At 44.6% G+C, this 19,268-nt stretch carries 24 protein-coding genes; 18 read left to right on the plus strand and 6 right to left on the minus strand.

The window, feature by feature from the left end; translation table 11 throughout:
* Positions 1-180: 180 nt before the first annotated feature.
* The 7 genes from cyoE (at position 181) to ACRC6Q_RS06385 (ending at position 6,749) form a co-directional block, all read left to right on the plus strand.
* Entirely contained in the window at positions 181-1,098 is a 918-nt protein-coding gene (cyoE, locus tag ACRC6Q_RS06355; RefSeq protein WP_223633581.1) for a heme o synthase, read from the plus strand.
* Positions 1,099-1,147: 49 nt separating this feature from the next.
* The gene (coxB, locus tag ACRC6Q_RS06360) at positions 1,148-2,230 is read left to right on the plus strand and encodes a cytochrome c oxidase subunit II (protein ID WP_298826481.1); all 1,083 of its coding nucleotides are present in this window, start codon (positions 1,148-1,150) and stop codon (positions 2,228-2,230) included.
* Between the two features lie 31 nt (positions 2,231-2,261).
* A complete protein-coding gene (locus ACRC6Q_RS06365; RefSeq protein ID WP_223633576.1) occupies positions 2,262-4,145 on the plus strand; it encodes a cytochrome c oxidase subunit I in 1,884 nt (627 codons plus the stop codon).
* Positions 4,135-4,761: a cytochrome (ubi)quinol oxidase subunit III gene (locus ACRC6Q_RS06370; RefSeq protein ID WP_146556494.1), complete on the plus strand. Its 627-nt coding sequence runs from the start codon at positions 4,135-4,137 to the stop codon at positions 4,759-4,761. Before ACRC6Q_RS06365 ends, ACRC6Q_RS06370 begins: the two co-directional genes overlap by 11 nt.
* On the plus strand, positions 4,761-5,093 hold the full coding sequence (gene ctaF / locus ACRC6Q_RS06375; protein WP_223633573.1) for a cytochrome c oxidase subunit IVB: 333 nt from the start codon (positions 4,761-4,763) through the stop codon (positions 5,091-5,093). Before ACRC6Q_RS06370 ends, ctaF begins: the two co-directional genes overlap by 1 nt.
* 245 nt (positions 5,094-5,338) lie before the next feature.
* Positions 5,339-6,262: a cytochrome c oxidase assembly factor CtaG gene (ctaG, locus tag ACRC6Q_RS06380; protein WP_223633570.1), complete on the plus strand. Its 924-nt coding sequence runs from the start codon at positions 5,339-5,341 to the stop codon at positions 6,260-6,262.
* 25 nt (positions 6,263-6,287) lie between these two features.
* Positions 6,288-6,749 carry a DUF420 domain-containing protein gene (locus tag ACRC6Q_RS06385; protein ID WP_223633567.1) on the plus strand — a complete coding sequence of 154 codons (462 nt, stop codon included), beginning with the start codon at positions 6,288-6,290 and terminating at the stop codon, positions 6,747-6,749.
* A gap of 28 nt (positions 6,750-6,777) precedes the next feature.
* Here ACRC6Q_RS06385 and ytvI read toward each other — a convergent pair whose 3' ends face one another.
* Positions 6,778-7,833 (minus strand): sporulation integral membrane protein YtvI, encoded by a 1,056-nt coding sequence (gene ytvI / locus ACRC6Q_RS06390; RefSeq protein ID WP_223633563.1) that lies wholly within the window; start codon positions 7,831-7,833, stop codon positions 6,778-6,780.
* Between the two features lie 82 nt (positions 7,834-7,915).
* Complete coding sequence (locus ACRC6Q_RS06395) at positions 7,916-8,281, minus strand: YugN family protein (protein WP_223633560.1); 366 nt, start codon at positions 8,279-8,281, stop codon at positions 7,916-7,918.
* A gap of 144 nt (positions 8,282-8,425) precedes the next feature.
* Here ACRC6Q_RS06395 and ACRC6Q_RS06400 point away from each other — a divergent pair, with 144 nt between their 5' ends.
* Positions 8,426-9,490: a CAP domain-containing protein gene (locus tag ACRC6Q_RS06400; RefSeq protein WP_223633557.1), complete on the plus strand. Its 1,065-nt coding sequence runs from the start codon at positions 8,426-8,428 to the stop codon at positions 9,488-9,490.
* Here ACRC6Q_RS06400 and ACRC6Q_RS06405 read toward each other — a convergent pair.
* Positions 9,471-9,980, minus strand: coding sequence for a PaaI family thioesterase (locus tag ACRC6Q_RS06405; RefSeq protein WP_223633554.1), 510 nt, complete (start codon positions 9,978-9,980; stop codon positions 9,471-9,473). The genes ACRC6Q_RS06400 and ACRC6Q_RS06405 overlap by 20 nt on opposite strands.
* Before the next feature lie 76 nt (positions 9,981-10,056).
* Between ACRC6Q_RS06405 and ACRC6Q_RS06410 the strand changes: the two genes are divergently transcribed.
* Entirely contained in the window at positions 10,057-10,503 is a 447-nt protein-coding gene (locus ACRC6Q_RS06410; protein ID WP_223633552.1) for a YlbF family regulator, read from the plus strand.
* Positions 10,504-10,566: 63 nt separating this feature from the next.
* Here ACRC6Q_RS06410 and ACRC6Q_RS06415 read toward each other — a convergent pair whose 3' ends face one another.
* Entirely contained in the window at positions 10,567-11,478 is a 912-nt protein-coding gene (locus tag ACRC6Q_RS06415; protein ID WP_223633532.1) for a glycerophosphodiester phosphodiesterase, read from the minus strand.
* A 249-nt stretch (positions 11,479-11,727) separates the two neighbouring features.
* Between ACRC6Q_RS06415 and ACRC6Q_RS06420 the strand changes: the two genes are divergently transcribed.
* Positions 11,728-12,000, plus strand: a complete 273-nt coding sequence (locus ACRC6Q_RS06420; protein WP_223633528.1) for a YlbG family protein — start codon at positions 11,728-11,730, stop codon at positions 11,998-12,000.
* On the opposite strand, the gene ACRC6Q_RS06425 is transcribed toward ACRC6Q_RS06420, so the two are convergent.
* On the minus strand, positions 12,001-12,381 hold the full coding sequence (locus tag ACRC6Q_RS06425; protein ID WP_223633525.1) for a DUF7147 family protein: 381 nt from the start codon (positions 12,379-12,381) through the stop codon (positions 12,001-12,003).
* A gap of 83 nt (positions 12,382-12,464) precedes the next feature.
* On the opposite strand from ACRC6Q_RS06425, the gene rsmD reads away from it, so the two are divergent.
* The 3 genes from rsmD to ACRC6Q_RS06440 all read left to right on the plus strand — a co-directional run bounded on the left by rsmD (position 12,465) and on the right by ACRC6Q_RS06440 (position 14,613).
* Complete coding sequence (rsmD, locus tag ACRC6Q_RS06430; protein WP_223633522.1) at positions 12,465-13,040, plus strand: 16S rRNA (guanine(966)-N(2))-methyltransferase RsmD; 576 nt, start codon at positions 12,465-12,467, stop codon at positions 13,038-13,040.
* Complete coding sequence (coaD, locus tag ACRC6Q_RS06435; RefSeq protein ID WP_223633509.1) at positions 13,033-13,512, plus strand: pantetheine-phosphate adenylyltransferase; 480 nt, start codon at positions 13,033-13,035, stop codon at positions 13,510-13,512. Before rsmD ends, coaD begins: the two co-directional genes overlap by 8 nt.
* Positions 13,513-13,587: 75 nt before the next feature.
* Complete coding sequence (locus ACRC6Q_RS06440) at positions 13,588-14,613, plus strand: SepM family pheromone-processing serine protease (protein ID WP_223633506.1); 1,026 nt, start codon at positions 13,588-13,590, stop codon at positions 14,611-14,613.
* On the opposite strand, the gene ACRC6Q_RS06445 is transcribed toward ACRC6Q_RS06440, so the two are convergent.
* The gene (locus tag ACRC6Q_RS06445; protein WP_223633503.1) at positions 14,601-15,800 is read right to left on the minus strand and encodes a nucleotidyltransferase; all 1,200 of its coding nucleotides are present in this window, start codon (positions 15,798-15,800) and stop codon (positions 14,601-14,603) included. The two genes, ACRC6Q_RS06440 and ACRC6Q_RS06445, sit on opposite strands and share 13 nt — an antisense overlap.
* A gap of 126 nt (positions 15,801-15,926) precedes the next feature.
* Here ACRC6Q_RS06445 and ACRC6Q_RS06450 point away from each other — a divergent pair, with 126 nt between their 5' ends.
* The 5 genes from ACRC6Q_RS06450 to ACRC6Q_RS06470 all read left to right on the plus strand — a co-directional run bounded on the left by ACRC6Q_RS06450 (position 15,927) and on the right by ACRC6Q_RS06470 (position 19,246).
* Positions 15,927-16,460 (plus strand): YceD family protein, encoded by a 534-nt coding sequence (locus tag ACRC6Q_RS06450; RefSeq protein ID WP_223633500.1) that lies wholly within the window; start codon positions 15,927-15,929, stop codon positions 16,458-16,460.
* A 24-nt stretch (positions 16,461-16,484) separates the two neighbouring features.
* Positions 16,485-16,661 (plus strand): 50S ribosomal protein L32, encoded by a 177-nt coding sequence (rpmF, locus tag ACRC6Q_RS06455; RefSeq protein ID WP_006828847.1) that lies wholly within the window; start codon positions 16,485-16,487, stop codon positions 16,659-16,661.
* 121 nt (positions 16,662-16,782) lie between these two features.
* The gene (locus ACRC6Q_RS06460; protein WP_431466080.1) at positions 16,783-17,535 is read left to right on the plus strand and encodes an enoyl-CoA hydratase/isomerase family protein; all 753 of its coding nucleotides are present in this window, start codon (positions 16,783-16,785) and stop codon (positions 17,533-17,535) included.
* Between the two features lie 149 nt (positions 17,536-17,684).
* Positions 17,685-19,034, plus strand: a complete 1,350-nt coding sequence (locus ACRC6Q_RS06465) for an acetyl-CoA carboxylase biotin carboxylase subunit (RefSeq protein WP_431466081.1) — start codon at positions 17,685-17,687, stop codon at positions 19,032-19,034.
* On the plus strand, positions 19,031-19,246 hold the full coding sequence (locus tag ACRC6Q_RS06470) for a biotin/lipoyl-containing protein (RefSeq protein WP_223633493.1): 216 nt from the start codon (positions 19,031-19,033) through the stop codon (positions 19,244-19,246). Before ACRC6Q_RS06465 ends, ACRC6Q_RS06470 begins: the two co-directional genes overlap by 4 nt.
* Positions 19,247-19,268: the final 22 nt, after the last annotated feature.

The raw sequence follows: 19,268 nt of genomic DNA on the forward strand, positions 1-19,268 counted from the left end.
TTTCTATCTTAAAATAGTGTGACCGTTAAGGTATGATAGGAGATGGATATTTGTGAGACCAATTGCGTGGAAATCATCTCTTTTATCAGGAAATTTCAGTTATATGTAGAAAAACAACTGGAATTTAGATATAGTTATGGTTAGCGGAATATGCTTACAACTTTGAAAGGAGGGACTTATATGTCAAACGGCCGGGCAATGTCTGCAGAGACACACGAAGCGCCGGAAGCGACGACATTCCTGAAAGACTTTTTGGCACTTATTAAAATTGGGATTGTAAATTCCAATTTGATCACGGTCTTCACAGGATTGTGGCTCGCATTCCAGTTTTCCGACAGGCATTTTCTGAACGAGCTGGATATCCTTGTCTATACCATCGTCGGATCAGCACTGATCATTGCGGGTTCTGCAGCTATGAACAACTATATCGATACGGATATAGACCCGTTAATGGAAAGTAAGAAAGCACGTCCGACAGTGACAGGAAGATTCAAGCCATCAGCTGTATTGGCACTAGCTGTTTCTTTCATCGTTATAGGCGAATTGTTTTTGTTTTCCGCTTCTGTATCAGCTGGTCTATTCGGGATTGCCGGAGTTTTAGCTTATGTCGTCTTATATTCCATGTGGTCTAAAAGACGTCATGTCAGCAATACGATCGTGGGGAGCATCTCTGGTGCGATACCGCCGCTGATCGGTTGGGCTGCTGTTGAACCGACACTCGGCACAGGAGCTTGGGCATTATTCCTGATCATGTTCATTTGGCAGCCACCGCATTTCTATGCTTTGGCTATGAAACGGACGGAAGAGTATCGAGCAGCGGGTATTCCGATGCTACCGGTAATCAAAGGTTTTCACCGAACCAAAAAATCGATGCTTGCATGGGTTGTAATGCTTTTCCCTCTGCCATTCCTATTAATGGAACTTGGGACAGGCTTCATCATCTTAGCGACACTTTTGAACATCGGTTGGCTAGTCTTAGCCATTCGTGGATTTAAAGTGGCTGATGACCTGAAATGGGCGAAGACGATGTTCATCTATTCATTGAACTATATGACTATTTTATTTGTGTCAATGATCATTTTCGCTGTCTTTATCTAATGACCATTTCTAAAGAGAAACTATTTAAATGAGAGGGGTATGAAAAGCTATGATGAAAGGAATTAAAAAATGGCGGCTTTTCGCATTAATGACCACATTGCTGGTTTTTCTTGCGGGATGCGGACGTGAAGAGATTTCAACCTTAATACCGGCAGGCAAAGTTGCTCAAGATCAATTTAATCTGTTGATTTTATCATCAGTCGTTATGCTGTTTGTCATTATTGTTGTATCGATTATCTTCGTTTTAGCAATCGTTAAGTTCCGCCGTTCTAAAATGGGGGAAGACATGATCCCCGAGCAGGTTGAAGGAAGCGCGAGATTAGAGTTTTTGTGGACAGCTGTTCCGATTGTCCTTCTTTTGATTCTTGCTGTTCCAACCGTCTATTCAACATTCGATTTGGCTGACGTTTCGACAATGGACGTTCAGGCAGAAGATGGCAATTCATCTCATTTGACAGTCAATGTAACCGGAAAACTTTACTGGTGGGAATTTGAATACCCTGAACAAGGAATCGTAACTGCACAGGAATTGGTTGTACCAACTGATGAACGCGTTTACTTTAACTTGATTTCTGCGGATATCAAGCACTCATTCTGGATTCCATCTATTGGCGGTAAATTGGATGTAAACCCGGAAAACGTCAACACTTTCTACCTGGAATTCGATCAGGAATCTTCAGAGCTTGAAGATGGCGTTTTCTATGGTAAATGTGCTGAGCTTTGCGGACCTTCTCACGCGTTGATGGATTTCAAAGTGAAATCTGTGGATCGCGAAGAGTTTGACCAATGGGTTACAGCAATGCAGGAAGAACCGACTCCTGCTGAAGATGCGGTAGCTCAGGAAGGCCAAGAGCTATTCGAACAAAGCTGTATCGCTTGCCACGCCACTTCTGGCGTTGGAGGCACTGGTGGAGTTGGTCCCAACTTGGCAACATTCGGCGACCGCAACCGGATTGCCGGATATTTGGAGCATGATGAAGAAAATCTTAAAAACTGGATTGCAGATCCACAGGAATACAAGCCAGGCAACTTAATGCCTGATCCTGAATCATTGAACGACGGTGAACCATTCACTGAACAACAGCTCGATTCTCTTGCAGCCTATCTAATGGGCCTAACAGTTGAAGAGTAGAAATAAAGCTTAAAAAAGGGAGGTATACAGTGTGAGTTCTATTGCTCAAAAAAAGGGCTTCGGCGCTACAATTTGGGACTTCATGACAACGGTCGACCATAAGAAAATCGCGATCCTTTATCTGATCTCTGGTGGTTTCTTCTTCCTTGTCGGTGGTCTTGAAGCGATGTTGATCCGTGTCCAGTTGGCTACAGCAGGAAATGATTTCCTAAGTGCCGGAACATATAATGAAATTATAACAATGCACGGTACTACCATGATATTCTTGGCAGCGATGCCGATTTTACTGGCTTTCATGAACGCCATCATGCCTTTGCAGATCGGCGCGCGTGATGTAGCCTTCCCATTCTTGAATTCACTTGGATTCTGGTTATTCTTCTTTGGTGGTATTTTCCTGAATCTTTCTTGGTTCATGGGCGGCGCACCGGATGCCGGTTGGACGAACTACGCTTCGTTGGCACTGGCATCTGAAGGACACGGAATCGACTTCTATTCACTGGGGTTGACGATATCCGGTTTTGGTACGTTGATCGCAGGGATTAACTTCCTGGTTACGATCATCAACATGCGTGCACCAGGCATGACGTATATGAGAATGCCATTGTTCACTTGGACAACTTTCGTTGCTTCCGCTTTGATCCTATTGGCATTCCCGCCACTTACAGTCGGACTTTTCTTCATGGTCTTTGACCGTATGTTCGGAGCAAGCTTCTTTGCAGTCGAAATGGGTGGTAACACGATCATCTGGGAGCATTTATTCTGGATCTTCGGTCACCCTGAAGTTTATATTCTGATTTTGCCGGCTTTCGGTATCTTCTCCGAAATCTTTGCAATCTTCTCCCGTAAACGCCTTTTCGGATACACTGCACTTGTTTTTGCAACAATTCTTATCGGTTTCTACGGATTCATGGTTTGGGCTCACCACATGTTCACAGTCGGCTTAGGGCCAACAGCTAATGCTGTATTCGCTCTTGCGACAATGATCATTGCTGTCCCAACAGGAATCAAAATTTTCAACTGGTTGTTAACGATCTGGGGAGGGAATATTTCCTTCACAACTCCAATGATCTACGCTGTAGCTTTCATTCCGTCATTCGTTGCGGGTGGGGTTACAGGGGTAATGCAGGCGATTGCTCCTTTGGATTATCAATTGCATGATTCCTACTTTATCGTAGCTCACTTTCACTATGTAATCGTTGGTGGTGTTGTACTGGCAATTCTGGCAGGTACACATTTATACTGGCCGAAAATGTTCGGAACGATGCTTAGTGAAAAACTTGGTAAATGGACGTTCTGGTTCTTCTTCATCGGATTCCATTTAACTTTCTTCATCCAGCATTTCCTTGGCTTGATGGGTATGCCTCGCCGTGTTTACACGTTCGGAGCTGACCAAGGCTGGGATCTATTCAACGCAATCAGTTCAGCAGGTGCTGTATTGATGGCAATCGGCGTTATCATTCTTCTGGTAAACGTTGTCATGACTTCTATCAAAAATGAGCGTGTCGGCAACGATCCATGGGGCGACGGCCGTACATTGGAATGGGCAATTGCTTCTCCACCGCCATTCTATAACTTTGCTCAAACTCCATTAGTTCGTGGTCTTGATACATTCTGGATCGAAAAAATGGATGGCAACAAAAAAGGCATGATTTACGCTGAACCTCTTGGCGATATCCATATGCCGAATGGTTCCATCATTCCATTCGTAATTTCGCTTGGAATGTTCATTGCTTCATTCGGAGCACTGTACTTCCTCGATGGCGACAAGCCTTGGGCGTTGGCCGTCTTGATCATCGGATTAGTCATCACTTTCGGTTCGATGTTAGTGCGTTCATTGAAAGATGATTTAGGATTCCATATTACGAAAGCAGAATTACTTGAAGATGCGAAGGGAGGCAACACCGATGGACATTAATCAAAGATATACTCCTCAATCATGGCCGGAACATCCTGAGACGGCTACGATGGAAGGGAAAAATAAGTTTATTGGTTTCTGGTTGCTTCTTGCTGCGGAGACAGTAACATTTGCTTCGCTTTTCGCAACTTACCTTGCATTAAAAGATAAAGGGCCGAGCGGCATGGAGTTTTCTGCCGCTGGACTTTTTGAACTGCCGCTGGTTTTTGCAATGACGATGATTCTTTTGACATCTTCATTGACAAGCGTTTACGCAATGTACCATATGAAAAACCATAATTTTAAAGCGATGCAAGCATGGCTAGGAATTACAGTCCTGCTTGGTGCAACTTTCCTAGGATTGGAGATTTATGAGTTTAATCATTATGTCCATTTAGGATTCGGTTATACAAACAGTGCTTTTAGTTCTGCGTTTTACACTTTAGTCGGAACGCACGGGGCTCACGTACTATTCGGCCTTAGCTGGTTTATCGCATTGATGCTTCGAAACGCTAAACGCGGTTTGAACATGTACAATGCACCAAAATTCTATCTTGCTTCGTTATACTGGCATTTTATTGACGTCGTATGGGTATTCATCTTTACTGTCGTCTATTTGATGGGAGTGATCGGATAATGGCACACGATACACATATTCATGTTAGATCGCAGGCAGAATTCGAATACGCGAAGAAAAAGAGAGCAGAAGAAATGCGCGGCCATTTAGCAACTTTTGCGATTATGATCTTTTTGACATTAGTTGCCTTTACGATGGTGGCTGCCGGATTCTCCGCTTACCTGATTGTTCCAATCATTCTTTTGTTGGCGGGCATTCAAGTTATTCTTCAACTTTACTATTTCATGCACATGAGCGGTAAAGGACACGGTATGGTTGCGTTCTTTATGTTCTGTGGCATGTTTGTAGCTTTCATCACAGTTCTTGCATTAGTGACAATTGTTTGGTGGTAGGCACATTCTAAAAGCCCTTACCTTTCGAGGTAAGGGCTTTTTCTATGGATAAGGATATACCCGCAACACGAAGAGGGAAATGCCTTAGGCTGTATTCTGAAGTGGATTTCATCTCTGGTGGAGAAGGGAAGGAAAAGCTTGCCGTCTGGCACTTTCATATTTCATATTGTTCATAGTTCGTTCATTGATATAGTTTGCAAGCCACTATATAATGAGGGTACTTGAAGAAAAGGAGGTCCCATTACATGCCGATCAGTATCTTCGGGTTTCAAGCTTTATGGAGTCCCGTTTACTTAGCAGTCCTCGTTTTGGTGACGATTCTATATTTTTTGGCTACTACAAAGTGGCGTGGAAAGTTTAAAGGAAATCAGCCGCTGACATTAAGAGAAGCTGCACTTTTTGTATCAGGCATTGTCCTGCTTTATATCATCAAAGGTTCACCTGTGGATTTATATGGGCATATCCTATTTACAATGCATATGGTTCAGATGGCGCTGTTGTTGCTGCTGATTCCACCGTTACTGATAATGGGTATCCCGACTTATATCTGGAGAGCATTTATCGATCTTCCAGTAGTTAAGCCTATATTCAACTTTTTGACTAAGCCGATGCTGGCATTGATCTTGTTTGGAATGGTCTTTTCGTTTTATCACATTCCAATGGTCTTTGATTTTGTCAAACAAGATGTATGGATTCATGGGGCAGTAAATATCGTCTTATTCACTTCGGCAATATTCTATTGGTGGCCAGTAGTCAATAATTTGGAAGGCATGCATAAATTTCATGGATTGAGTAAACTGGCGTACTTATTTGGATTGAGTGTTTTGATGACCCCTGCATGTGCATTGATCATCTTCAGCGGCACTCCTTTTTACGCGACATATACCGATGGTGAAGCATGGCTGCAGGCAATGGCATTGTGTGTGCCTGCCGGAACGCTTTCGCAATTGAATCTGTCGGGTCCTGAGTTATTCTCCACTATGTCAGCGATTGAAGATCAGCGTACAGGTGGAATTACAATGAAAGTTCTTCAGGAGCTTGTTTTCACAGTATTTCTATGGCTGGTATTCTACGAATGGCTGCGTAATGAAACAGACAATGCTGACGAAATTACGGCTAAAGTATTGCAGGACCGTAAAGACATGGCCTATCACAGACATAATGCTTAACGCATCACAAAGGAGAATAATGTAAATGAATTTGCCGCTATTGCCGACTATCAGTACTTTTTTTATCGTATTAAGCGCAATTTTGGTGGCGATCGGCTGGAACCTGATCCGTCGCCGCAAAATTGAAGCTCATAAGAAAGTGATGGTGGGAGCTGGTGCTGCAGCACTGACTTTCTTCATCATTTATATGTCCCGCACTATTTTCGTCGGAAACACTGCTTTTGGTGGACCTGATGATCTAAAAATCTTCTATACGGTATTCTTGATCTTCCATATCACTTTGGCTACAACAGGCGGTGTTATGGGCTTGATCACGATATACTGGGGTTGGAAAAACCAATTGGCCAAACACCGTAAAATCGGACCGATTACAAGTGTGGTCTGGTTTTCAACTGCCATAACAGGCGTGATGGTCTATTTGCTGCTCTATGTGTTTTACGAAGGCGGCCATACAACTTCTGTATTTAAAGCCATTTTAGGCGGATAAAAAAAGGAACCCTCACGGGGTTCCTTTTTTATACTTTAAAATCAATTTTTATCATACCGGCTTCACGTGCTGATGTGAAGAGGATGACGATCAATGGGCCGATAAAGAATCCGAGAAAGCCGATCAGCTGCAGCCCGATGAACATAGCGATCAAGGTCGCTAGAGGCGATAGGCCGATCTGGGTCCCCATGACTTTCGGTTCCACTGTCCGACGGATAATCAACAGGACAAGCGCCAGAATAGCCAGTTGGGTTCCTTGGACAATATCGCCTGTAATGAATTCATATACAAACCATGGTGTCAGAACGATAATCGATCCTAAAATTGGTATGAAATCAATAATCCATATCACCAGTGACATAACGAAGGCATATTCAGGGGTGATAAAGGCCAGTGAAACGAGCGAAACGATGAAGATGATGCAGCTTACCAGAAATTGTGCTTTCAGGAAACCAAAAATCACTTTGTTTAAACGTGCAAACATGAAACGGACTTTTTCGGCTGTTGAATCCTTTAAGCGCTTGAACAGCATGATTTTTAAATCAGGCAAATCCAGCATGAACAAAAACAGCGCGATCAAAAAGACGATGAAACTGACAAGAAAAGATGGGATGCCTGTCAAAAGATTGGAGACCGTATCGTAGTTGACGATCGTCAGCACCCAATTGCGTATGCCTTCCATAAATCCTGCTAATTCAGTTTCAAATGAAGAAACCACTTCGACCGGCATATCTTCTGTAGAACGGAAAAAGAACCGTTGAAACTCATCCCACATGGCCGACAAAGAATTGATGTATTCGGGGACCATTTTCGAAAACTGGATAATCTGTCCGATTAACTGGGTGACAATCCAGTAAAGCAACCCAGACACAACCAGCAGGAACAGGATGAATACTGAGATGACTGCCGATTTCCTGTGCCATTTGAACCTTTTATGTATAAAATTAACAAGTGGTTCTAAAAAAATAGCAGTGATCAAAGCGATGATCAATGGAATGGAAACGGGCAGTATGTATATCGAAATCAATATCAAGACCGCTATCACGACAGCGATCGTTACAGTTCTTTTCGTCAACCACTTCACTTGTTGAATCCTCCTTAGGAAGTTGAAATATTCATGGATCGGGTTTAAAAAACCGCAGTTCAATTACTGAACTGCGGGATTTTTATACGCTGATCTCGAAAGTCTGGATATCCTTTTTGATGGAGTCCAATAAGCCGATACACGTTTTAACCAAATGCTCCGGGAATTCTTCATCTTCACCATATTCAACACCATGCGGATAATAATGTTTGCCGAGTACTGGCTTCAAGACGCGCATAGTGGCATCGTTTGAATCAACATCTCCGTCTGTAGCATAAGCGAATACGCGCAAGTAGTAAGTACCTTCGCGAATGATGAATTTGCGGTCATAAGTGACACGCTCGTAATCCCATTGGCCTTCTTTAGTCAAGCCATGTTTGTTCATGATGCTTTCAAGTAATGCGACATCTACGTGAATGTTTTCAAGTCCTGTATTTTCAAAATACATAGGATCTCTCCTCCTCTATAACAAAAAAGACTACATGCTCCTTTAATAATAGATCATAATTTAAGTTGTTGCAATGGCTAGATTGTGTCAGTGTAGAGGCGACTGGTATAATAATGGAGATACAATAGCAAAGGGGCTGTTCGATTGAAAGACTTGCTTCGCATTATGATTTTTCTATCGATCGTTCTGATTGGATTATTTTATTTGGATCCTTCAATAAATGAAAATGATGTCTTGGAAGCGCCGCGGACCACCGATCCTTTGCCAAGCGAAGAAATTACGGATGAATCATTGGATATTGCCCGTCCTGCCACGGGAATTTCAAGCTATATAGGCAAAGCCAGCGAGCGATGGATTGAACAATTCGGAGAACCAGGAAGGATTGAACCTTCTGCCTTTGGATACGATTGGTGGGTCTATAACGACAGCTATGCCCACTTTACGATGGTGGGAGTAAAGGATGACAAAATCGTGCAGGTGTACACAGCAGGGACTGCGGTAGATGCCACTCCCTATAAAATAGGGCAATCACTGGATGAATTGTACCGTTTCACCATTCTCGAAAATGAAGTCACTGTCAAATATGGCGACAATTCGTATACATTCAATGTCACTGCTGAAGATATGGATAAACGCATCCTCGTTAAATTTGAGGGAGTCTATGCGCAATTGTATATTGATTCCATCGATAGGGCATTAGAAGCTGTCCGCTTTATGGATGCGGAAACCTTAGTGCGGCATCAGCCGTATGATATGATGTTCTCTGGTGAATTATTGCCGATCCAGACGCCATCTTCTACTATGCAGCAATCAATCGACGATGCTAACGCCAGACAGATTGTCGACTTAGTAAATGTTTATCGCCTGCATCATCAAACAAAGCCTTTGATCGCCGATCCTTTAGCAAACATGGTGGCAGAAACGAACAGTGAAGATATGGCCAAACAAAATTTCTCTTCCGAAGAACTGGAATTCAAAGATTTGCATGCCCGGCTGGAAGAAGGAAATATCGATTTTGAACAGGCTGCCGTCAATACAGCGGCCCGCTATTTTGACGCAGCAGAGACTGTACACGGTTGGACTAATTCAGATGTCCACCGTAAGACGCTGCTGAGTAATCAATACAATCAGACCGGTGTCGGGGTATTCGGAAAATACTATACACAGATCTTTCTAGAAACAAAGCCTGTTATTGCTCAGAAGCAATAACAGGCTTTGTTTTTTTAGGAACGATGAAAAAAGAACCGGTGGCAGTTGCTATGTGCTTTCCGTCTTCTTGATAGATATTTCCTTCCAGCACCATGGTGTGCCTGCCGCTGCGGATGATGCGCGCTTCCGCGTTGATCGTTTCGTCGTCTGCGACAGTCAGGTAATGGATGGTAAGATTGGTAGTGACAGCTCCGAATCCGGTTGGACATTTGCTGTTTGCAAGAGTGCCCATCGCTGTATCAAGGAGAACTGCAAGAATGCCGCCGTGGGGGATGTCGACATTGTTGTGGATGAACGGCGTATTCGGAATCGAAACAACCGAAGATTGTTCATCTGTAACACGTGTCATGTTCAGGCCGGCGCTTAAATAAGTGGCGAATTCGCCTTGTTGTTTTTTCTCGAAATTCGTCAGGTAATCTGTCAGGATCTTAAGGTCTTCAGTACTGGAGTTCTCCATAATGCGTGTAAATTGATCGGTTAAAGGGTTCATGCTGACAATCCTCTCAAGTCTATAGTGAAATTCAAAAATATCTGCTATGATTAAAAGCGTAAAGGAGGAAAATGCTATGATTATGACCTATGAATGGGCTGAAATAACTGACTTTGCAGATGAGTTAAGCCAAATGATCCTACAATCAGAGCAGGCTGACCTTTACCGGGCGGCTTATGACTCTGTCTATAACGATAAAAATCTCGCGGCTGAAATCCAAGCCTTCGCCAGATTAAAAGAACAATACGAAGAAGTACAGCGTTTTGGTAAATACCATCCGGAATATTCACGGGTGATGAAACAGATTCGAGTGGATAAACGCCGATTGGACCTGAATGAAAAAGTGGCCAATCTGCGTTTGGCTGAAAACGAGCTGCAGGATCTGATGGACCAAGTGAGCTTCATTATTGGAAGATCTGTATCGGAAGCAGTAAAAATTCCATCCACCAATCCATTTTTCTCATCGGAATCTTCCTGTGGGGGAAGCTGTGGTACTGGCGGCGGCTGTTCTTGTTCAGCTTAACCGTTTAAAATCAAACATTTCCATAAAAAAAGAGCAGCGCCCCGCGTTGCTCATTTTTTATGGCTACTCTTCTTCCATTTCTGAAATGACAGCTACAGCCAAATCAGGGCGATCGGTTATGATGCCTTTTGCACCTGCTCCGATTAAAGCGCGCATGGCTTCCGGTTCATCGATAATCCAATAATGGACCGGAATGTTCAAATTCTCAAGGAACGAGATAAAGCGGGGAGAATCCAAACGGAACACGGATGATTTAACGGGAATCTGAAAAACATCTGCGCGCGGCTGATAGAGATGGCCGAACTGGCTATTGTAGGATGTATAAGCTTTTCTGACCTCGTTTTCACCTGCTCCAATCGCTACCCGGTTTTGAGCATATAGATTGAAGCGGTCGATCTGTTCATCATAAAAAGAAGTTACTGCTACGCGGTCTTGTACACCCAGTGAATCAATTAATCGCCACAGCTTTGAAGGCACTAAGCTTCCTTCGTATGTTTCAGGATCGTCTTTGATGTCGATGTTGATATACATCTGAGGAAATTTTTCAATCAGTTCACGCAGCAGTACCACTTTTTCGTTTTTGCCACGGTAGGAATGCTGACCGTCCGGATCGATGAAGTGGTAGCCGAGATCGAACGCCTTTAACTGATCAAGCGACATATCAGCTACTCTTCCCGCTCCGTCAGTTGTCCGATCAATGAATTCATCGTGAAAAACCAGGATCTCTTCATCGTTCGTCATCCGGATATCGATTTCAAAGCCGTGGACTCCAAGTTCAGCTGACCGGTTAAAGGCAGCCAATGTATTTTCAGGTGCCAGTTTGGCGCCGCCACGATGTGCAAGAACAATCGGGCGTTCATAATTCAAGACTTCTTTAACAGGACGCTGCTGTGGATTTGCCAACGCTTTGGAACCTGCCCAAGCGGCAGCTCCGACAGCAGCGGCGGCAAAACCGATTTTTGTCTTTTTTCCCATACTCTGTTTGACCTCCCTGGAATTCTGTAATAAAAACAGTATAGCGAATTGTACGCTGTACTGACAGTTTTTCCTATTTAATGATCAGTGGCTTTTATAAGTGAGAAAAGCTGCCGGCGTTCTCAGCCTGTATCCTGCTTTTCTTCAACCGCGGAGTAAGTTTTCCGCGTGGATAGGAGTTTCACTGTATTCGGTTGCGGCTTTTTTCTTTCCTATGGTATTCTAGAAACTAAGAAAAGAGGGATACTTATGCATGATCGCCAAGGCCTCATCGTCTATGTGCATCATTTAAAACAAGCTAAATCGCTGCGGAAGTTCGGGCACGTCCATTATATTTCCCGTAAATTGAAATATGTAGTCCTCTATATGGATCAGGATGCCATCGAAACGACCAAAACGAAGTTAAATAAATTACCTTATGTAAAACAGGTACTTGAATCCTACCGTCCATTCCTGAAAACTGAATATGAAAACGCCAAGCCTGATAAAGCTAAGGAATACGATTATAAAATCGGCCTTTGATTATTGCATTGGCGGAATATAATGATTTAGCCTTAATACTGAAATCAAGTGGCTATGGTAGAATTTCCGGTCCGCATACACGGTGGAGTGCTTGACCTCCATCTTGATGGGAGTAAATCCGATTTTGGCAACGGCTTGTTCAAAAATATCCAAACGCTTGGAATCGACTGGGATTCCTTCCCGGCACATATAGATGGGCATAAAGTTGCCTTCTGCAGCCGGTTTGAACGCAGCTGCCACCGACAAGACATCCTGGCCTTGTGGATTTTTTGAAATAAATACAAAGCCATGCATAAAGCGTTGTTGATTGCTTGTGATGAGTTCACGGAGCTCATAGATATCTCCGTACCCTTCTCCGAGTTCAATAAAACGTTGAATCATCGTTTCACGTCCTTTCCAGTCTTCATTTTACCATTATGCATGTAAATTGCATCAAGAAAATCATTTAAGTTAGAGGCGATAGTATGCGTGTTGTAGCAGGTTCAGTTAAAGGGATTCCATTGAAGGCGGTGCCTGGCAATTCGACCAGACCGACGACAGACAAAGTGAAGGAATCCATCTTCAATATGATCGGTCCATTTTTTGATGGCGGAGTTGCCTTGGATTTGTTTGCAGGAAGCGGCGGACTGGGCATTGAAGCTCTAAGCCGCGGCATTGACCAGGTCATTTTCACCGATAAGGATAAACGGGCTGTAGAAACGATTCAAGCAAATCTTGAAAAGACGCGCCTCGTTGACCAAGCGGAGGTCTACCGGGCAGATGCAGAACGTGCCGTAAAGGCAATAAAGAAAAATGGGGTACAAGCGAGATTGGTTTTTCTGGATCCTCCCTATCATATGAAAAAATCTTACGATCTGATGGATAAAGCGGGAGAATTGGAAATTGTCACGAAAGATGCGATTATAGTTTGTGAACATGATCGGGAAGTGAAGCTTCCGGATCGCACCAGGTATTTTGAGCGCTACAAGAAAGAGCTTTATGGAAGCACCATTATTTCAATTTATCGTTATCAAGGGGAAGAGGGAGAACGTATTGACTAAAATTGCTGTAGTTCCAGGGAGTTTTGACCCGATCACAATGGGGCATCTGGATATTATTAAACGGGCGTCCACTATTTTCGATGAAGTCAAAGTGGTCGTGATGAATAATTCTTCAAAAAACCCATTATTCGACGTCAATGAGCGAATGGATTTGATTTCGCAGGTGACGGAATCCATCCCGAATGTCAAAGTGGATTCGTTTTCAGGCTTGCTGATTGATTATTCAGTCGAAGTTCAAGCAAACGCTATCATTCGCGGCCTGCGTGCGGTAAGTGATTTTGAATATGAAATGCAGATCACATCGATGAACAGATTCCTAAATGAAGATATCGAAACTTTATTCATGGTATCCAACAACCAATATTCGTTTCTTAGCTCGAGCATCGTCAAAGAAGTGGCGAAATACAAAGGCAGCATTACGGGCCTGGTTCCTGAAGCAGTCGAAAAAGCCCTTCATTCAAAATTTCAATAAGTCACGAATTTCGTGGCTTTTTCTTATGTAAAACGTAAGTACCTTAAGATTTCAGCCGATGAAAGGAAGAACTGCATGAAAAATAAACGATTAGTTATTTTCGTCATTGTGATGGCGCTTGTAGTCTTTCTGTCCACTTATCAATTAGATGCCTATATCACGAGACCAGGCGGAGCCTATGAGCTGTCTCCGCTGGTTGAAGTGGTCGGCGGTGATGAAGACGATGAGGGCAGCCTCAGCCTGATGACGGTTTCCATGCTTACAGCGACTCCTGCTCTATATGTCTGGGCAAAAATCCAGGATGGCTATAAGGTCATGCCGCCGGAACAGGTCAGAAGCCCTCATGAAAGCGATGAAGAATACAATGTGCGCCAGCTGAAGCTGATGTCCGATTCCCAGGTGAATGCTTTGCAGATTGCGTTTGAGCAGGCGGAATTGCCTTACGAAATCAGCAATAACGGCGTTTTCGTTCTGAATGTACTCACCGGAGGGGCAGCAGATGGCATCTTGGCACCTGGTGACCGCGTTCTGGAAGTGGATGGCAATAATTTTACTGAAATGCAGGAATTCATCGATTACTTGAGTGACAAAGAAGCTGGGGAGACAGTGGAGGTGCTTTACGAGCGCAAGGATCGCGAAATCAGTACCGACATCGAATTGGCTCTTTTGCCTACGGATCCTGAGCGGGTCGGCCTGGGGATATCCTTTGTGGAAGACAAGAGCATTGAAACGACACCTGAAGTGGAAATCGATTCCGACACGATAGGCGGTCCATCAGCCGGTCTGATGTTCACGCTCGAAATCCTTAATCAGTTAGTGGACGAAGATATTACGAAAGGTTATCACGTCGCTGGCACCGGTACCATGGAAAGTGATGGTTCTGTCGGAAGAATAGGAGGCATCGACCAAAAAATCATGGCCGCCGATTCCGCGGACATCGACATCTTCTTTGCACCGAATGCCCCGGTAGAGGGAGGGGGAGACAGCAATTATACAATAGCTGTTGAAACCGCAGAAAAAATCGGGACATCGATGGAGATCGTTCCCGTCGACACCATTGAAGATGCACTTGCTTTTCTGGAAGAGCTTCAGCCCCGGTAAATCGGAGGGGTTGTAAATTCTTTTTTCAAATCAGCAGATCCCATTCCCTGCAAATACATGGCAGTGGCATGAATATCAAGTTTCCCCATCTCATCATGCAGCTCGGCTGCACGGCTGACCAAGGGAAGCTTGATGTTTTTTTTTGTTTCGTTTAAATAGCTTCTGCCTGCAGCTGACATCCCCAGAAGCCTGATGTAGCCCGGAGATTCAAATGAACGCAGCAGCTGCCAGGTAAAGCCTGTATAAATATGCGTCAGCATCCGTTGAATCCGCGTCCGTGTAAAACGCTTGGATTTGACGAGTGAAATGAAGGATTCAAAGTCATTCGCTGTTTTCGCTGACTGATAGATCAAGTTTTCGATGCCTTCGGTTATTTCGGCGAAATGTTTTAGGTTATCGGGACCTTCCCGCAAAACCGTAAAACGCAGCAGAGGATAAAACTGCTCCCAACTGCCGAAGGTGCCATATTCCTGTTCCATGTTCTTTAGTGACTGGATTGAACTTTCCGGCATATAGGATGACAGCTCATCGACTGACTCACCCTTAAAGAAAGCTTCGCGTATTCCGGTAGCACTGGCAATCGGCAGTCCTGCTCTGATCGGGTCATGGTAATTAGCGCCGATGCGCTGAATCGTCAGCGGCTTCATCGAAGACCCCAACTTTTGAGCGGCCTCCAAATAATGAAACCCTAAAATATTATTCGGTTGTGTCAGATCGGCAAACCCTGCCCCGCTGCCGGTCAGGGAAAGATAGGCATTGTTGAGGGCTTTTGGATAGCTGATGCCGGTTTGGACAGCCTCGTGGATGAGGTGCTGGTATTCAGCACTGCGCTCAGTCAGTAGTTGTCGGGATTTCAGGAAAGGGGCAATTGACCCCTGCTCACTGCCGAAACAAAAAGAGGAACAGCCGATTGCGTCAAGCAGCGCAATGCCTCCTTTGGCGAAATCGGAGGCCTGCGCCGTGGCATATACGTATGGCAGTTCAATCACCAGATCGATTCCTGCATCCAGCGCCATTTGTGTCCGCGTCCACTTATCTGCAAACGCCGGTTCCCCGCGCTGCAGAAACTGTCCGCTCATGACCGCTACGACAAGGTCTGCACCCGATTCTGCGCGCGCTTGCTGCGCATGATGCAGATGGCCATTATGGAAAGGGTTGTATTCAACAATAACTCCTACAGCTTTCAATCTGCTCACCTCTTTGGTAGAATTAACTTTAGTATACCGATGTTTGAAATAGAGTGACAAGATTTTTTCTTGACATCTTTTTCTGTGCATTATATAATCAACTTTGTTGTCTTGAGGTGATTACTTATGAAAATAGCGATTCAACAGCTTCAAAAGCATCGCAGAGACGGACTGCCAATTGACCAAATTGTTCATTTGGATGCAGTGAAATCACGGAATAGCGATATTCGGGAAATTTCACCTGTACATGTCACTGGACATTGCACGATTGGTTCGCAACAATTAACGTGCCAACTCCATCTCGAAGGTATGCTCACGCTGCCTTGTGCCAGAACTTGGGAGGATGTTGAGTTTCCGATTAACGTCGACTCGATTGAAGTCTTTGATTGGTCTGAAGAGGCCGGAGAAGACAAGCTTAGTGATGTTCACGCAGTAGAGACGGAGATCATTGATCTTCAGCCGATACTGGAAGAACTAGTTTTGCTGCAGATACCGATACAGGTGTTTAAGGAAGACGCTGATCAGACTGTCATCAAAGGCGGGAATGATTGGTCGTATTCAACAGACGAAGAGTATGAGGCCGAGAAAGAAGCGGCACCACCAAAACCGGATCCAAGACTTGCTGATTTAGCAAAGTATTTTGATCAGTCAGATGAATAGAATTAGTGTAAGGAGGTGTCACCAATGGCTGTACCAGCTAGAAGAACGTCCAAAACCGCTAAAAGAAAGCGCCGTACACATTTTAAATTGTCAGTGCCGGGCATGGTAATTTGCCCAAGCTGTGGCGAAAGTAAATTGGCTCACCACGTCTGCAAAGCATGTGGATCATACAAAGGGAAAGAAGTAGTAGCAAGCAAATAAAACAGTATTTGCTGCTGAAAGGCTATTGAGAGGCCATGGCTCTCGATAGCCTTTTTCTCTATACATAAGCAAGTGGCGACGGTATCGCCAGCAGGAAAAATGGCAGAAGAGAGGGATTCTATTGTCTTATACGATCAACCTTAAGGATGGCATCATGACGTTCACCATCGACCGACCGCATATCCGCAACGCCATCAATGATGAAGTGACAGCAGGGCTTGAGGAACTGGCGGTAAAAGCGCAGCAGCCCTCGGTTCAGACAGTCATCATCACAGCATCCGGCAAACAGGCTTTTTGTTCAGGCGGCGATCTTTCGGTGTTTCATGCCTTGCGAACAGAAGAACAGTCCTATGGCATGCTGAAACGCATGAGCAATGTGCTGTATTCGATCAAAACGCTGCCTGTACCGGTTGTTGCGGTGGTTAATGGCGCAGCTGTCGGTGGCGGCTGTGAAATCGCTACAGCGTGCGATTACAGGCTTGTATGGGATCATGCGAAATGCGGCTTCATTCAAGGCACCCTCGCCATTACCAGCGGATGGGGCGGCGGCACTTACCTGATGGAAACTTTGCAGCATGATAAAGCGTTGAAAATGCTCAGTGAAGCCAGAGTCTATACCGCAGCTGAATTGCGGGAAATCGGCTGGGCATCATCGGTCATTCAGGAAGACCGGGACATCGACTCCTTTTTCAGCTCCATGAAAAAAGTCCATCCGGATGTCCATCGTGCCTATAAGGAAATGGCCATCCGTAAATGGCGCAAGACCGACCTGCAGGAGCGCGTCGAACAGGAAGTCAGAAGATGCGCCGTTCTATGGGAGAGAGACGCCCATCACGAAGCAGTCGACAACTTCCTCAATAAAACGAAGAAATAAAATCCCTTTTAGAAGGGATTTCTTTTTTTGTTTTAATGGAATTCTGCAGTTCATTCTACTTTGAAAGAAATATTTCAACGAATAGTTGAAATCGCTTACAAAATTCGTATATGCTATAGAAGGGAGAAAACATAGGGGGTATTTCAAATATGAAGAAAATCCTGATTGCGAATCGAGGAGAGATCGCGCGCCGAATCATTCGGACATGCGACCGCCTCGGAATCGAAACGGTCGCCATCCACTCCGAGGCAGATGGGGATCTGCCTTACGTCAGTGAAGCGACTGAAGCTGTATTGATCGGTCCGAATCCGGTCGTACAGTCTTACCTGCAAATTGAAAAAATTATTGAAGAAGCCAAAAAACACGGTGCGGATGCGATCCATCCCGGATATGGCCTGTTATCGGAAAATGCGGATTTTGCACGCAAAGTGGCGGAAGCCGGAATGGTTTTTATCGGACCATCAAGTGACATCATTGAAAAAATGGGTGATAAAATCGAGTCCCGAAGAACCATGATCCAGGCTGGGGTGCCAGTGGTTCCTGGTACTGAAGAAGGTGTGTCGACGCTGGAAGAAGCACTTCTGGAAGCCGAAAAGATCGGTTATCCACTTATGCTGAAAGCCAGTGCAGGCGGTGGGGGAATCGGTATGGTCCGTTGTGAAAGTGAGCAAGCGCTCACTCAGCAGTTTGTCTCGGTCAAAAATCGGGCCAAAGCCTATTTTGGTGATGATGTCGTTTATCTTGAGAAATTTATCGCAGATGCCCGCCACATTGAAGTCCAGATTTTCGGTGATCATCACGGCAATCTCGTCCATTTGTATGAACGGAATTGTTCGGTTCAGCGGCGCAACCAGAAAGTGATTGAAGAATCACCTTCGCCGCACCTGCCGCAGGATGTGCGTGAGCGCCTTTGCGAAGCCGCACTTAAGGCTGGCAGAGCGGTTGATTATACGAATGCTGGAACGGTGGAATTTATCGTCGATCCGAAAAACGAATTTTATTTCCTGGAAATGAATACGCGTTTGCAGGTGGAGCATCCTGTCACCGAAGAAGTGACTGGACTTGACCTGGTCGAATGGCAGCTTACTGTAGCTGATGGAGGCAAACTGCCTTCTCAAGACAGTATCGGAACCAAAGGCCATGCAATCGAATACCGTGTATACGCAGAAGATCCAAAAACGTTTTTCCCTTCTCCAGGGAAACTCGAAAAGCTTCAATGGGGAGAGGGCGCGCGTATTGAAACTGGTTACGAAGAAGGCAACCGAGTGACGCCTTTCTATGACCCGATGATTTCTAAGATCATCATTCACGGAACGGACCGAGTTGACGCATTGACCAAATCACAGACTTTTTTCAATCATGTTACAATTAATGGTGTAAAAACCAATATTCCGTTATTTAAGGAATTTATTAGGTCAGAAGAATTTATTTCTGGTGATTATGCGACAGCAGTATTGCCGCAATGGATGGAAAAAACAAAGGAGGAACACACATTATGAAAGAATTGAAAGCGTCTATGGCAGGAACAGTATTGAATGTATTGGCAGCAGAAGGGGAAGCAGTATCTGCGGGACAGGCTGTTCTGACAATCGAATCAATGAAGATGGAAATTCCGATTGAAGCTGAATTTGGCGGCAAAGTGGAAAAAATCCATGTGGAAGTTGGCGGTTTCGTCAACGAAGGCGACCTACTGTTAACTGTCGGCGAATAAACGATCTCAAGCAAAGGGGACA

Origin of the sequence: Planococcus sp. SE5232, assembly GCF_050686535.1 — a bacterium.
GTDB lineage: Bacteria > Bacillota > Bacilli > Bacillales_A > Planococcaceae > Planococcus.

Excerpts from the sequence above, each read along its gene's own strand:
- cyoE (WP_223633581.1), top strand. The coding sequence starts at position 181 with ATGTCAAACGGCCGGGCAATGTCTGCAGAGACACACGAAGCGCCGGAA.
- coxB (WP_298826481.1), top strand. The coding sequence starts at position 1,148 with ATGATGAAAGGAATTAAAAAATGGCGGCTTTTCGCATTAATGACCACA.
- ACRC6Q_RS06370 (WP_146556494.1), top strand. The coding sequence starts at position 4,135 with ATGGACATTAATCAAAGATATACTCCTCAATCATGGCCGGAACATCCT.
- ctaF (WP_223633573.1), top strand. The coding sequence starts at position 4,761 with ATGGCACACGATACACATATTCATGTTAGATCGCAGGCAGAATTCGAA.
- ctaG (WP_223633570.1), top strand. The coding sequence starts at position 5,339 with ATGCCGATCAGTATCTTCGGGTTTCAAGCTTTATGGAGTCCCGTTTAC.
- ACRC6Q_RS06385 (WP_223633567.1), top strand. The coding sequence starts at position 6,288 with ATGAATTTGCCGCTATTGCCGACTATCAGTACTTTTTTTATCGTATTA.
- ACRC6Q_RS06395 (WP_223633560.1), bottom strand. The coding sequence starts at position 8,281 with ATGTATTTTGAAAATACAGGACTTGAAAACATTCACGTAGATGTCGCA.
- ACRC6Q_RS06405 (WP_223633554.1), bottom strand. The coding sequence starts at position 9,980 with ATGAACCCTTTAACCGATCAATTTACACGCATTATGGAGAACTCCAGT.
- ACRC6Q_RS06410 (WP_223633552.1), top strand. The coding sequence starts at position 10,057 with ATGATTATGACCTATGAATGGGCTGAAATAACTGACTTTGCAGATGAG.
- ACRC6Q_RS06415 (WP_223633532.1), bottom strand. The coding sequence starts at position 11,478 with ATGGGAAAAAAGACAAAAATCGGTTTTGCCGCCGCTGCTGTCGGAGCT.
- ACRC6Q_RS06420 (WP_223633528.1), top strand. The coding sequence starts at position 11,728 with ATGCATGATCGCCAAGGCCTCATCGTCTATGTGCATCATTTAAAACAA.
- ACRC6Q_RS06425 (WP_223633525.1), bottom strand. The coding sequence starts at position 12,381 with ATGATTCAACGTTTTATTGAACTCGGAGAAGGGTACGGAGATATCTAT.
- rsmD (WP_223633522.1), top strand. The coding sequence starts at position 12,465 with ATGCGTGTTGTAGCAGGTTCAGTTAAAGGGATTCCATTGAAGGCGGTG.
- ACRC6Q_RS06440 (WP_223633506.1), top strand. The coding sequence starts at position 13,588 with ATGAAAAATAAACGATTAGTTATTTTCGTCATTGTGATGGCGCTTGTA.
- ACRC6Q_RS06450 (WP_223633500.1), top strand. The coding sequence starts at position 15,927 with ATGAAAATAGCGATTCAACAGCTTCAAAAGCATCGCAGAGACGGACTG.
- rpmF (WP_006828847.1), top strand. The coding sequence starts at position 16,485 with ATGGCTGTACCAGCTAGAAGAACGTCCAAAACCGCTAAAAGAAAGCGC.
- ACRC6Q_RS06465 (WP_431466081.1), top strand. The coding sequence starts at position 17,685 with ATGAAGAAAATCCTGATTGCGAATCGAGGAGAGATCGCGCGCCGAATC.
- ACRC6Q_RS06470 (WP_223633493.1), top strand. The coding sequence starts at position 19,031 with ATGAAAGAATTGAAAGCGTCTATGGCAGGAACAGTATTGAATGTATTG.